We start from the raw sequence: 13,023 nt of genomic DNA on the forward strand, positions 1-13,023 counted from the left end.
AATGTTGGTGTTACATTTGGATTAACTGTGATGGTTAATGTAGCGGTTGTAGCGCAAAGACCAGCAGTTGGAGTAAAAGTATATTCCGTAGTTGCCGTATTATCCAAAGCTGGAGACCATGTTCCTGCAATCGAATTGTTAGAAGTTGTAGGCAATGCTGTTAAACTTGCTCCGGAACAAATAGCAGTAACTGCATCAAATGTTGGTGTTACATTTGGATTAACCGTGATGGTTAATGTAGCAGTTGTAGCGCAAAGACCCGCAGTTGGTGTAAAAGTATATTCCGTAGTTGCCGTATTATCCAAAGCTGGAGACCATGTCCCTGCAATTGAATTGTTAGAAGTTGTAGGCAATGCTGTTAAACTTGCTCCGGAACAAATAGCAGTAACTGCATCGAATGTTGGTGTTACATTTGGATTAACCGTGATGGTTAATGTAGCAGTTGTACCGCACTGACCAGCAGTTGGTGTAAAAGTATATTCCGTAGTTGCCGTATTATCCAAAGCTGGAGACCATGTTCCTTCAATTGAATTGTTAGAAGTTGTAGGCAATGCTGTTAAACTTGCTCCGGAACAAATAGCAGTAACTGCATCAAATGTTGGTGTAGGAATTGCTATAACTGTAGTTACAATAGCATTTGAAGTATAAGTATTTTCTAAATCGGTTAAAATTGACACTGTAACAACTTGACCAGTTGTTAGACTATCTGTAGTAAAAGTATTGCTATCAGTACCTGCATTATTTCCGTCAATTTTCCATTGGTATGAAGTCACCACTTGACCATGTAGATTTGGAGTTGCTGTAAAGGTTACACTAGTTCCATCGCAAATACTATTGTCCAAATCACTTGAAATAATACTTACACCTGCTAGAGGGATTGAAGTAAATGTGGAAAAAATAATGTTTTCGCAATTGTTAAAAATAGGTTTAGCAGATACTTTTCCTCCAAAAAAGAAAAGAAAGACAAACAATGACAATATATTTAATGTCAAATAACTTTTGTTTTTTCTTAATGATAATTCATTAATAAAAGTTGTTTTGTTTTTCAAAAACAATAAAAAATAATCTAGGTTTGTAATTAATTTCATAATAAGAAATGGGGGTTTATTATTAATATGTTACTTCTAATGTATAATTCAATTAAAATAATTATCTAATCCAGACATTATCTTAATACAGTTTTAATAATTAGCAATGTTGGCAAATTTAACATTTTTTTATTTATATTAAGCAAATATATCTAAATATTAATAACTTAACTCATTAATATTAATAACTTAACAATAATAAACCCTAATTTATCAAAATCAGAAGTGAAATAAAATTAGCATAAAAAAGACTTAGCATAAAAAAAATCAAACATAAAAAACAAAATAAAGCACCTTTTTCTGCAAAAATTGTTAATTTAAACAAAAAGCTTCTCAGTTTCGAGAAGCTTTTTTACTTTTGCATTAAAATCAATAAGATGACTATACCAACCATCAATCAAAACATTCAAGAATATAAAAATCAATTACTTTCCCATTCGTTATACGAAAAAGTGAAAACCATTGAAGATTTACATGTCTTTTTAGAAAACCACATTTATGCTGTTTGGGATTTCATGTCTTTACTAAAGGCTTTACAAAACAAACTTACTTGTACTACAACGCCATGGATACCTGTAGGAAATCCAGAGGTGCGTTATTTGATAAACGAAATAGTTGTTGCAGAAGAAACCGATTTGGCAATAGATGGATCAAGACAAAGTCATTTTGAAATGTACTTAGATGCTATGCAACAATGTGGCGCTAATACACAAGAAATAACTGCTTTTTTAGAAAACGTAAAAACCACCCAAAACATTTTTGTTTCAATCAAACAAAGTAATTTACACCCAAATGTAAAAGCATTTTTAGATTTTACTTTTAGAGTAATTGAAGAAGGAAAACCTCATACTATTGCAGCAGCGTTTACTTTTGGAAGAGAAGATTTAATTCCGAGTATGTTTACTGAAATTTTGAAGAACTTTCAAACCAATTTTCCTGAAATCAACCTTTCCAAATTGATTTATTATTTTGAACGACATATTGAAATAGATGCCGATGAACATGGCCCTATGGCAATGCAAATGATATCCGAACTTTGCGGAGACAATCAAACAAAATGGAAAGAAGTAGAAGCAATTTCGAAACAAGCATTAGAAAAACGCATCGGACTTTGGAATGCGATTGAAGAACATATTACCCAAAAAGAATTGGAACTTATTTAATAAAAAAAGCGAGAAGAAATTCTCGCTTTACTTTTATTGTTCGGGGGCTATCTCTAATTCTAACCCATCAATATCCTCTGAAATAGGAATTTGACAACCTAGCCTACTGTTTGGCTTTACATGATAAGCTTCCGAAAGCATTGCTTCTTCATCGTCATTGCGTTCGGTTTTTAAAATATCGTTCAAAACATAGCATTGACAAGAAGCGCACATTGCCATTCCTCCGCACACGCCTATAGTTCCTTCCGGCGCTAATTCATACATTCGAATGAGCTCCATAACATTAAGGTTCATGTCCGTTGGTGCAAGAAGTTCATGCTGTACTCCTTCTCTATCGGTTATTTTTATAGTAATATCTTGTTGCATTTTAAATTAATATTTTTTAAAATCAGTTAAATTTCCTAAACATTACTATCGTATTTGAAAAGTATAATTGGAAAATACACTAAAAAACATTCAAGCTACTACTATCCAAATAGCTACACTCGTTCTGATTCAAATTATTTTATTTAAATGCTGGAATCCCAGTGATATCGGCACCTGTAATTAACAAATGGATGTCGTGGGTTCCTTCGTAAGTGATTACCGACTCTAAATTCATGCTATGACGCATGATAGAATATTCGCCTGTAATCCCCATTCCGCCAAGTATTTGACGCGCTTCACGAGCAATGTGAATTGCCATGTCTACGTTATTTCTTTTTGCCATCGAGATTTGAGCTGTGGTGGCTTTTCCTTCATTTCTTAAAACTCCAAGTCTCCAAGTTAGCAATTGTGCTTTGGTGATTTCGGTAATCATTTCTGCTAATTTTTTTTGTTGTAATTGAAAAGAAGCAATTGGTTTATCAAACTGGATTCGTTCTTTTGCATAACGCAAAGCGGTGTCATAGCAATCCATGGCAGCACCGATGGCACCCCAAGCAATTCCATAACGAGCCGAATCCAAACATTGCATTGGCGCTCCAAGTCCAGATTTTCCTGGCATTAAATTTTCTTTTGGGACTTTTACGTTATCAAAAATTAATTCTCCAGTTGACGAAGCGCGAAGTGACCATTTGTTGTGCGTTTCTGGAGTGGTAAACCCTTCCATACCGCGTTCTACAATAAGTCCGTGAATTCTTCCTTCTTCATTTTTCGCCCAAACAACGGCAACATCTGCAAAAGGCGCATTGGAAATCCACATTTTGGCACCATTCAATAAATAATGGTCGCCCATATCTTTAAAATTAGTAACCATACCACTAGGATTGGAACCATGATCGGGCTCGGTCAAGCCGAAACATCCCATGAATTCTCCTGTGGCTAATTTTGGTAAATATTTTTGACGTTGTTCTTCGGTTCCAAATTTCCAAATAGGATACATAACTAAAGAAGATTGCACGGAAGAAGTAGAGCGAACTCCAGAATCTCCTCTTTCAATTTCTTGCATGATTAATCCGTAAGAAATTTGGTCTAATCCTGCACCACCATATTCTTCTGGAATATAAGGACCAAAACCACCAATTTCTCCCAAACCTTTAATGATTTGTTTTGGAAATTCAGCGCGTTGGGCGTAGTCTTCTATAATTGGGGAAACTTCGCGTTTTACCCAAGCACGGGCAGAATCACGAACTAATTTATGTTCTTCGGTTAGCAAATCATCTAACAAGTAATAATCGGGAGCTTGAAATAAATCTGGTTTCATAGTTTAAATTTTGGTTTACGAAATCGTTTGCAAATTTACATAAACATATTTAGTATTTCATTCAACAAATGTTATAAATTTTGTAGATATGATAATTATTTAGGAAAAAGAGAGATGAAATTTGACGAATAGCGAATTTACATTTTAAGATAAAACTCTTTAGTCAGTTCTATATATTCTTCGGTGTACTGGTGTCTTGCTGTTTCGACAACCAATTCGTCAGCGGTTAAGGTGCTTAGTTCGTAACGTTTGAAAGCTAACAAACTTCGTTTGATTTCGGTAGTTTGGGTGCCTTTTACGCGAGTTACTTTTATAGGGAAAAGTTCTACTTCGGCACATAAATCAATGAATCTTTCTTCTTCTTTATATGGAATAATTACTGCGAAAATTCCATTTTCAGAAAGTAATAAATCGGCAGCTTCAATTAAATCTTCAAAAGGCAAAGCGTCTTGAAATCGTGCTAAATCGCGTTGTGAATTGTCGGTTTTGTAATCTTCAGAATAAAAAGGAGGGTTGGAAATAATTAAATCATATTCGTCTTCCGGATCTTCTACAAACTCATCCAGAGCTGCATGATAACAAAATAGTCGATCTCCCCAAGGCGAATTTTCAAAATTTTCTACACATTGTTCGTATGCTTCTTCATCAATTTCTAAGGCATCAATTTGTTCCGCATTGCTTCTTTGGGAAAGCATTAAAGATAAAATTCCTGTACCAGCTCCAATATCTAAAACCGAAAAAGGGTTGTTATCTAAAGGACACCAAGCACCAAGTAAAACTCCGTCAGTGCCTATTTTCATGGCGCAGCGGTCTTGGGAAACAGAAAATTTTTTGAAATGAAACATAAAAATGAAATTCCAATATTTTAAATTCCAAATTCCAAAAACTCCAGAATTAAATTTGGAATCTTTTTGTTAGAATATATTACTTTGTTGTTTTTGTTATTATGGCAGAAAGTATTTTTCTTAGTTCTTCAGATTCGATAATTAATAAATCTGAAATTGCATTAAATTCAGGATTTAATTCTTGCAGCAATCGAAGCCAATATTTTGATTCCTTTGCTTCTTTTCTGGCAATTTTTAATCGAAAAGAGAGGTCTTTCTCTCCAAGTTTTTCATTAGCCTCAATATAATTTGCACCAACTGAACCCGAAGCTCTCACTACTTGTTTTCCGTCTTCTATGTTTGAAATAGTTTTTGGTATTTTTTGAATGTATAACCTACAATCTCTTGCAAATAAATAAGTTCTTTCTTCTAAATCGAATGGTTTATTCATAAAATATTGAAATTTGGAATTTTATAAAAACAATAAATTTGGAATTTGGAGCTAAAAATATTGGAATTTAAAATGTATTTACATCTGTCAATATTTGGAATTTGGAATTTAAACTATTGGAATTTTCTTAAAGGTACATTTCAACAAGTCCTTCCGGTAAATCCATGATTACTTTCTTGTTTTCTCTATCAATTTTAACCAAGAACTGATCAATCATTGGAACAAGAATTTCAACATTACCATTTATAACTTCAAATAATGGTTGGGCAGAAGTGTCGTTTATGGAAACTATTTTTCCGAAAATACCCAAACGTTGGTCTTCAATTTCAAAACCAATCACTTCATGAAAATAGAATTTGTTGCCTTCTAGTTTTGGCAACATAGATATTGGAAGGTAAACATCACAATTAAGAATACTATCTGCTTCTGCTTCGTCGTCTACATCTTCAAATTTAACTCGTAGAAAGTCGTTTTTGTGTAAGGAAGAATTTTCAATAAAAAATGGAACCAAGTTTTTGTTGAATTCAACAAAAACCGATTCCATATTTTCATATAACTCAGGCTCGTCTGTATCTAAATAGATTAGTACTTCGCCTTTGAAACTAAATTTTTTTGCAATTTTGCCTAAATAGAAACAATCTTCTTTACGCATTATTGCAATTGTATTAAGCCTCTGTAGATTCGTTATTCTCTTCTGCAGCAGGAGCTTCTTCTGTAGCCGCTTCAACAACTGGAGTTTCCTCAACAGCAACTTCAACAACTTCTTCTGCAGCAACCTCAGCAACTGGAGTTTCCTCAACGGTAACTTCAGCAACTTCTTCTACAACTTCTTCTTCTACAACCTCCGGTGCTTCAGCAGCTTTCAAAGCTTCAGCAGCAGCATTGATACGTTTTTCGTTAGCAACTTTTTCTGCTTTCAAAGCTTTCGCTTTAGCATCAATTTGTACTTTCGATAAACCTTCTTTTTTAGCATCTACTTTTCCAGCTTTATCTTCAATCCAAGCTGCTAATTTAGCATCCGCTTGTTCTTGAGTTAAAGCTCCTTTACGAATACCTCCATCAAGGTGGTGTTTCAATAAAGCTCCTTTGTAAGAAAGAATAGCTCTTGCAGTTTCTGTAGGTTGTGCTCCATTGTGTAACCATTGTACCGCTTGATCAAGGTTTAATTCAATAGTTGCAGGATTGGTGTTTGGATTGTAAGTTCCTAATTTTTCAAGGAATCTACCATCTCTTTTTGCGCGAGCATCTGCCGCTACGATCCAGTAAAAAGGTCTTTGTTTTTTACCGTGTCTTTGTAATCTAATTTTTACTGACATAAAATCTTGTGATTAAATTGAGGTTCTCGACCTCTGTTAATTAAGTTTGCAAAGATATAAAACTTTTTCATTCTAACTAATACTAAATAAAAAATAGTTTATCTTGGATTTTTAGCAAAAAAAACTATTTTTGTAGTATTAAATTTTGTTTAAAATGAAAAAAATAGCTTCCCTTATTGTAATTTTAGTTGCATTTATATCGTGCACTACTGATGTAAAATTTAATACACCAGGTTTTCAGGCCTATAAAGACGGTGTTTTATTTAGAGGATTAGACGTTAAAGCCTATAAGTCTGCTTCAACTGGCACTATATCTTTAGTTGCCATGGCACAAGACGAACAAGTCACCATTAACACTGCAAGTGCCGCTTTAGGAACTTATTATTTTGGAACAACCGATACAAATACCGAAGCAACCTATAGTTCTTCCTTTAACTCTGTGTCTTTAATGTATGAAACTAATATTATCTACGGACCAGTTTCTAAAATGAGTGGCTACCTATATACAGGTGGATCAGGTTATACTTCTGATTGCATTTTGACAAACGGAGTATATGTATGTTCCAATTCTCATCCTACAACAAACTCTGGAACAGGAAGTGGACTAACATTATCTGTAATTGCTAATGCTGCAGGTGCCGTGACCTCTGTTAAAATAGCTTCTCCAGGAAATGGATATAAAGCTGGTGATTTAGTAACAATAACTGGAGGCGGCGCTAATGCTACAATAACAGTTTTAAATGTTGAAGGAAGCAATGGCGAAGTTAGCATTACCGAAAACACAGGAGACACTGTAACTGGAAACTTTAAGTTCAATGCAATTAACACTAGTGGCAATCCTTTAGGAGGCGAACAAGTTAATTTTCAGTACGGAACATTTTATAAAGTGCCTTTGCAAGCTGCTCCATAAATATCAATATAACGAATTACATTTAAAACCATTTGCTACAACAAATGGTTTTTTTTGTGTTAAAAAAGAATTAAAGTCTAATTTATAATCAATTACGGATTTTTTTGACTATCTTTGAAATGAATTTTAAAATAATATTATGAATATTTTTGTTGGAAGTCTTCCTTGGAGTATTGAGGAAGCAGATTTAAGAGAGTCTTTTGAAGTGTACGGATCTGTAAGTTCTGTTAAAATTATTACTGATAAATTTACTGGAAGAAGTAAAGGATTTGGTTTTGTTGAAATGGAAAGCGATGAAGAAGCTGAAAAAGCGATAGCTGAATTGAACGGAGCAACTGTTGATGGCCGTACGATTGTAGTTAACAAATCAGAACCAAAACCAGAAGGAGAAAGAAAATCTTTTTCTAACAACCGTCCAAGTGGTGGTGGTTACAATGGTGGCGGTAATTCTCGTGGTGGCGGTGGTTACAACGATAGAAACAGTGGTGAAGGTAACAGAGGAAGATACTAGTTTTTCAAACTTATTATACTACAGAAACCATTCGATAATTCGGATGGTTTTTTTGTTTAAAGCGTAATCGTTTGTATTCTTTTTAAATCCCAAATTCTTTTATAATTTTGCATTACAACTTTGAGAAGCAATCTATCAATGACAGACCTACCATTTCAATAGAACTAATTATTATTTGTATTGCATACTTTCGAAAAAACTAACCAACCAAAAAACAAATGAAAAAACTCAAAATAGGAACCACAATAATTCTTTTTTCGCTGCTTTTAGTAAATTGCAAATCCGAAGAAAAATCAATCGACTTTAAAAAATTAACTGATAGTTATTTTGACGGAAAAAATGCGCTAAATCCTTTTGAAGGAACACTAAATGGACAAAATCAATTTAACGACAAATTGGTTTTTGACATGACCGATTCCTATCGAAAACAACAAGCCAAATTTTTAAATAAATACCAAACCGAACTTTCTAAAGTCGATTTTGAAAAACTTTCGGCAGAAGAAAAAAACAGTTACGAAATCATTAAATGGGAAGTAGAAGTTGGCCAACAAGCCCTTAAACAATCCACCAATTTAATGCCCTTACACCAATTTTGGGGAACTCATTTAACCATGTCTCAATTTGCAAGTGGTACAGCAGCACAACCATTTAAAACCGAAAAAGACTACCGCAACTTTCTGAAAAGAGTTGACTTGTATTCGGTTTGGATAGATTCTGCAATAGTTTACATGAAAAAAGGAATCGACAAAGGCATGGTGTTACCAAAATCGTTAACGATAAAAGTAATTCCACAATTTGAAGAAATCCTAACTCCAAAAGTAGAAGACAACTTATTTTATTCTACCATAAAAACATTTCCAACCAATTTTACGGAAGCACAAAAAAACAGTTTATCCAAAGAATATGCCGTTGCCATTCAAGAAAAATTGATGCCACAATACCAAAAAATGATTGCCTTTCTTAAAACCGAATACCTTCCAGCATCCAGAAGCACAAGCGGTATTGGAAGCATTCCAAACGGAAAAGAAATTTATGCAGCCTATGTAAAACAATGGACTACCACAACCAAAACTCCGGATGAAATTCACGAAATCGGACTAAAAGAAGTAGCCCGATTGAATGCCGAGATGGAAAAAGTAAAAGTACAAGTTGGTTTTAAAGGCAGCTTAAAAGAATTCTTAAACGACGTTCGAAATAAAAAGGAACTAAAACCATTTACAACTCCAGAACAAGTTATCGCTAATTTCCAAAAGATTTACCAAACCATAAAACCCAACGTAGACAAGTTATTTTCTTTACAACCCAAAACCAAATTTGAAATACGAAGAACCGAAGCTTTCCGCGAAAAAACCGCAAGCGCCGAATACGTTCAAGGCGCTGTAGATGGCTCCCGGCCTGGAATATTTTATGTTCCGATTCCTAACGCCAAAGAATACAATGTGCTAGAAGATGAGGATTTATTCTTGCACGAAGCCATACCAGGGCATCATTTTCAAATATCATTACAACAAGAAAATACCAATTTACCAAACTTTAGAAGATACAATTGGTTTGGAGCTTATGGCGAAGGCTGGGCTTTATACACCGAAAGCCTGGGGAAAGAGTTAGGTTTATACACAGACCCCTACCAATATTTAGGAATGTTAAACGACGAAATCCACCGCGCTATTCGCTTGGTGGTAGATACTGGAATTCACTCTAAAGGATGGACCCGCGAACAAGCTATTCAATATTCATTAAACAATGAGGCCGAAAGCGAAGATGGAATTACAAGTGAAATAGAACGTTATATGGCAATTCCTGGACAGGCGCTATCGTATAAAATTGGACAATTAAAAATTATAGAATTACGCCAAAAAGCAACCAAAGAATTGGGTACTAAATTCGATATTAAAAAATTCCATGCCATGATTTTAGAATCGGGTGTGATGCCATTGGCGTTATTAGAAAAGAAAATGGATGCTTGGATTCAGGCTAGTAAATAAATGCTAAATTTTACCACGAGCAGTTTTTTTTATGCGCTCCTTGTCAGTTTGACGAAGGAAGAATCTCATTACGAGTTCTTATTCTGTGATTCCTCCTTCGTTGGAAAGACAAAATACCGAACAAGATTATAAATTTAAATAATGTATATTTAACAAAATATAATTTGTTGTCTGCATGCTAGCTGCCCAAACCAAACCAACTTATTTCAAATCACTTACTGGAATTCGAGCCATAGCAGCCATCATGATATTTGTATATCACAATAGAAAGTATTGGAAAAACGATCTGCACCCAGAACTTTTACGATTGTGCAACGAATTCAATTTGGGCGTTCAATTGTTTTTTGTATTGAGTGGCTTTCTTATTGCTAAAAGTTACGGAGCAAAACCCTTGCAATCATTCAACCATTTCAAAAGATATTTTTCGCAACGTATTATACGCATCATGCCTTTGTATTGGCTTTTGCTAACTCTTTTTTATTTAGATGCAAAGTTTGGAAAACACCATTTTTCTCTACTTCATTATCTTTTATTACAAGGATTTTCCTCTAACCTGTCTTTAGATGCCATTGCACAATCTTGGTCGTTAACTGTTGAAATGACTTTTTATGCATTTGCACCTTTATTGCTATTGTTGTTAGAAAAAAATCGGGCGTATTTAATTGCATTTTTAGCATCCTTATTAGGAATTTCAATACTTACAGGCAGTTTATTGCATTCGTTTACAGGAAATGCCGATGGCTATTTTTATCCCGTAAATTTTGTAGTAATGAGCACTTTTGCAGGGCAATCGTTATTGTTTATTGCTGGAATGTGTTTAGCAAAATATCCTGATTTTTGGGAAAAATTATCCAGAAACAAACACCTTACAACTATTGGAGCATTGGGTTTTATTATAACCTTATATGCTATTGGCTATTTTCAAGAAAACAGAGTAGATCACGGCACCAACCACTGGCAAGGAAAACTATTGTTTTTTGGAGTTCTCCCTCTATTTATAACACTCTTATTTCAAGGATTAATTACCCAACGTAACTATTTGCAACGATTTTTATCTTCTAAAATCATGGTGGTATTAGGCAATGCCTCTTTTGCGTTTTACCTCATCCATATTAGTTATGTAAACCTAAAAATAAAATCTTGGGTATTTTTTAGTGATAGAAATTTCATTTTACTTTGGTTAGTAGCTATCGCTTTATATTATGGTTTTGAGAAACCTATATATGATTGGTATAGGAGGAAGTTTGTGAAATAGTGAGTGAAAAACATTTTTTTCACAAATTGTTTGGTAAATGCCTGGCAACTATTAAAATCAAAAAAACGCAAACCTTTATAAATTAAAGATTTGCGTTCTTAAAAGTGCGGATAATAGGACTCGAACCTACACGCCTTGCGGCACCAGATCCTAAGTCTGGCATGTCTACCAATTTCACCATATCCGCGAAATTTGTGAGTGCAAATATAATAATAAAATTCAATTACAAATTATGAATTACGAATTTTTTTTAAAACTCTTTTTTGTATTTTTGAAATTCCAAACAAACAATTAAAAATGAACAACATAAAAAATTACGTTCAAGAAAATAAAGAACGTTTCCTTAATGAATTAATAGAATTATTGAAGATTCCTTCAGTAAGTGCCGATTCTGCTTATGCGCATGATGTTATTGCTACTGCAAATGCCGTAAAAGAAAGTCTTGAAAAAGCGGGGTGTAACTTGGTTGAAATTTGTGAAACTCCTGGTTATCCAATTGTTTATGGCGAACACATAATCGACAAGAACCTACCAACGGTTTTAGTTTATGGTCATTACGATGTGCAACCGCCAGACCCTATTGAACTTTGGACTTCTCCACCATTTGAACCCGTTATTAAAACTACCGAGATTCATCCAGAAGGAGCCATTTTTGCTCGTGGTGCTTGTGATGATAAAGGTCAAATGTACATGCACGTAAAAGCATTCGAATACATGATTGCTAGCAATAATTTACCTTGCAACGTGAAATTCATGATTGAAGGCGAAGAAGAAGTTGGCTCTAAAAGTCTAAGTTGGTTTGTTACTCAAAATCAAGAAAAACTAGCCAACGACGTAATTTTAATTTCCGATACGGGAATGATATCCAACCAACAACCATCTATCACTACAGGTTTACGTGGTTTAAGTTACGTAGAAGTAGAAGTTACCGGACCAAACAGAGATTTACACTCTGGTTTGTATGGTGGCGCTGTGGCAAACCCTATAAATGTGTTGACCAAAATGATTGCGTCACTTCATGATGAAAACAATCACATTACCATTCCTGGTTTTTATGATAACGTTGAAGAGCTAACCGCTGCCGAAAGAGCCGAAATGGCGAAAGCACCATTTGTGTTAGACAATTATAAAAAAGCCTTAGACATTGCCGACGTTTATGGTGAAACTGGCTACGTTACCAACGAAAGAAATTCAATTCGTCCAACATTAGACGTTAACGGAATATGGGGCGGCTATACTGGCGAAGGTGCTAAAACGGTTATTGCTAGCAAGGCGTTTGCTAAAATATCGATGCGATTGGTTCCTAATCAAGATTGGGAAGAAATTACCGAGTTATTTAGTAAGCATTTTGTGAGCATTGCTCCAAAAACAGTAAAAGTAAAAGTTACTCCACATCATGGTGGACAAGGTTATGTAACCCCAATTGACAGTATTGGATATAAAGCCGCAAACAAGGCCTATACCGAAACTTTTGGAGTTCCTGCAATTCCCGTTCGATCTGGAGGAAGTATTCCAATTGTAGCCTTATTTGAAAAAGAATTAAAATCAAAAACAATCTTGATGGGATTTGGATTGGATTCGGATGCAATTCATTCACCAAACGAACATTTTGGAATTTTTAATTATTTGAAAGGTATTGAAACGATTCCGTTGTTTTATAAGTATTTTGTGGAAATGAATAAGTAGTTTAACCGCAAGGATCGCAAAGTATTACGCAAAGAACGCAATTTTTAAAAATCCGTTTATTCAATTAAGAATAAACGGATTTATTTTTTGTGCTACTTTTAAAAAAACCATAAAAAAAACGGAGCTTAAAGCTCCGTTTTCCGTAGGTTA

General features: G+C 34.3%; 12 protein-coding genes, 1 tRNA gene and 1 pseudogene. 6 read left to right on the top strand and 8 right to left on the bottom strand.

The features are described from left to right. Positions 1–1,088: pseudogene (locus tag ACIQ2J_RS12660) on the bottom strand (hypothetical protein); the annotation flags it as partial. A 377-nt stretch (positions 1,089–1,465) separates the two neighbouring features. Here ACIQ2J_RS12660 and ACIQ2J_RS12665 point away from each other — a divergent pair. Then, positions 1,466–2,251, top strand: coding sequence for a DUF3050 domain-containing protein (locus tag ACIQ2J_RS12665; RefSeq protein ID WP_396170400.1), 786 nt, complete (start codon positions 1,466–1,468; stop codon positions 2,249–2,251). Between the two features lie 33 nt (positions 2,252–2,284). Here the strand turns inward: ACIQ2J_RS12665 and ACIQ2J_RS12670 are convergent, their stop codons facing one another. From ACIQ2J_RS12670 to ACIQ2J_RS12695, 6 genes are all read right to left on the bottom strand, one after another. Further along, positions 2,285–2,617, bottom strand: a complete 333-nt coding sequence (locus ACIQ2J_RS12670; RefSeq protein ID WP_396170403.1) for a ferredoxin — start codon at positions 2,615–2,617, stop codon at positions 2,285–2,287. Positions 2,618–2,756: 139 nt separating this feature from the next. After that, positions 2,757–3,935, bottom strand: coding sequence for an acyl-CoA dehydrogenase family protein (locus tag ACIQ2J_RS12675; RefSeq protein WP_396170405.1), 1,179 nt, complete (start codon positions 3,933–3,935; stop codon positions 2,757–2,759). A gap of 137 nt (positions 3,936–4,072) precedes the next feature. Next, positions 4,073–4,780, bottom strand: coding sequence for a tRNA1(Val) (adenine(37)-N6)-methyltransferase (locus ACIQ2J_RS12680; protein ID WP_396170407.1), 708 nt, complete (start codon positions 4,778–4,780; stop codon positions 4,073–4,075). A gap of 79 nt (positions 4,781–4,859) precedes the next feature. Then, entirely contained in the window at positions 4,860–5,210 is a 351-nt protein-coding gene (locus tag ACIQ2J_RS12685; protein WP_396170410.1) for a four helix bundle protein, read from the bottom strand. Positions 5,211–5,337: 127 nt separating this feature from the next. Beyond that, entirely contained in the window at positions 5,338–5,862 is a 525-nt protein-coding gene (gene rimM / locus ACIQ2J_RS12690; protein ID WP_396170412.1) for a ribosome maturation factor RimM, read from the bottom strand. Between the two features lie 13 nt (positions 5,863–5,875). Then, entirely contained in the window at positions 5,876–6,526 is a 651-nt protein-coding gene (locus ACIQ2J_RS12695; protein WP_396170414.1) for a 30S ribosomal protein S16, read from the bottom strand. Positions 6,527–6,680: 154 nt separating this feature from the next. Between ACIQ2J_RS12695 and ACIQ2J_RS12700 the strand changes: the two genes are divergently transcribed. The 4 genes from ACIQ2J_RS12700 (at position 6,681) to ACIQ2J_RS12715 (ending at position 11,187) form a co-directional block, all read left to right on the top strand. Next, entirely contained in the window at positions 6,681–7,436 is a 756-nt protein-coding gene (locus ACIQ2J_RS12700) for a DUF6252 family protein (protein WP_396170417.1), read from the top strand. A gap of 139 nt (positions 7,437–7,575) precedes the next feature. Next, complete coding sequence (locus ACIQ2J_RS12705; protein ID WP_396170419.1) at positions 7,576–7,947, top strand: RNA recognition motif domain-containing protein; 372 nt, start codon at positions 7,576–7,578, stop codon at positions 7,945–7,947. 218 nt (positions 7,948–8,165) lie between these two features. After that, positions 8,166–9,932, top strand: a complete 1,767-nt coding sequence (locus tag ACIQ2J_RS12710; RefSeq protein ID WP_396170421.1) for a DUF885 domain-containing protein — start codon at positions 8,166–8,168, stop codon at positions 9,930–9,932. Between the two features lie 175 nt (positions 9,933–10,107). Beyond that, positions 10,108–11,187 (top strand): acyltransferase family protein, encoded by a 1,080-nt coding sequence (locus ACIQ2J_RS12715; protein ID WP_396170423.1) that lies wholly within the window; start codon positions 10,108–10,110, stop codon positions 11,185–11,187. A 105-nt stretch (positions 11,188–11,292) separates the two neighbouring features. Here ACIQ2J_RS12715 and ACIQ2J_RS12720 read toward each other — a convergent pair. Then, positions 11,293–11,374 (bottom strand) — tRNA-Leu (locus ACIQ2J_RS12720). 110 nt (positions 11,375–11,484) lie between these two features. On the opposite strand from ACIQ2J_RS12720, the gene ACIQ2J_RS12725 reads away from it, so the two are divergent. Further along, positions 11,485–12,873, top strand: a complete 1,389-nt coding sequence (locus ACIQ2J_RS12725; RefSeq protein WP_396170426.1) for a dipeptidase — start codon at positions 11,485–11,487, stop codon at positions 12,871–12,873. Positions 12,874–13,023: the final 150 nt, after the last annotated feature.

The organism is Flavobacterium sp., from assembly GCF_044357305.1.
GTDB lineage: Bacteria > Bacteroidota > Bacteroidia > Flavobacteriales > Flavobacteriaceae > Flavobacterium.

Excerpts from the sequence above, each read along its gene's own strand:
- ACIQ2J_RS12665 (WP_396170400.1), top strand. The coding sequence starts at position 1,466 with ATGACTATACCAACCATCAATCAAAACATTCAAGAATATAAAAATCAA.
- ACIQ2J_RS12670 (WP_396170403.1), bottom strand. The coding sequence starts at position 2,617 with ATGCAACAAGATATTACTATAAAAATAACCGATAGAGAAGGAGTACAG.
- ACIQ2J_RS12675 (WP_396170405.1), bottom strand. The coding sequence starts at position 3,935 with ATGAAACCAGATTTATTTCAAGCTCCCGATTATTACTTGTTAGATGAT.
- ACIQ2J_RS12680 (WP_396170407.1), bottom strand. The coding sequence starts at position 4,780 with ATGTTTCATTTCAAAAAATTTTCTGTTTCCCAAGACCGCTGCGCCATG.
- ACIQ2J_RS12685 (WP_396170410.1), bottom strand. The coding sequence starts at position 5,210 with ATGAATAAACCATTCGATTTAGAAGAAAGAACTTATTTATTTGCAAGA.
- rimM (WP_396170412.1), bottom strand. The coding sequence starts at position 5,862 with ATGCGTAAAGAAGATTGTTTCTATTTAGGCAAAATTGCAAAAAAATTT.
- ACIQ2J_RS12695 (WP_396170414.1), bottom strand. The coding sequence starts at position 6,526 with ATGTCAGTAAAAATTAGATTACAAAGACACGGTAAAAAACAAAGACCT.
- ACIQ2J_RS12700 (WP_396170417.1), top strand. The coding sequence starts at position 6,681 with ATGAAAAAAATAGCTTCCCTTATTGTAATTTTAGTTGCATTTATATCG.
- ACIQ2J_RS12705 (WP_396170419.1), top strand. The coding sequence starts at position 7,576 with ATGAATATTTTTGTTGGAAGTCTTCCTTGGAGTATTGAGGAAGCAGAT.
- ACIQ2J_RS12710 (WP_396170421.1), top strand. The coding sequence starts at position 8,166 with ATGAAAAAACTCAAAATAGGAACCACAATAATTCTTTTTTCGCTGCTT.
- ACIQ2J_RS12715 (WP_396170423.1), top strand. The coding sequence starts at position 10,108 with ATGCTAGCTGCCCAAACCAAACCAACTTATTTCAAATCACTTACTGGA.
- ACIQ2J_RS12725 (WP_396170426.1), top strand. The coding sequence starts at position 11,485 with ATGAACAACATAAAAAATTACGTTCAAGAAAATAAAGAACGTTTCCTT.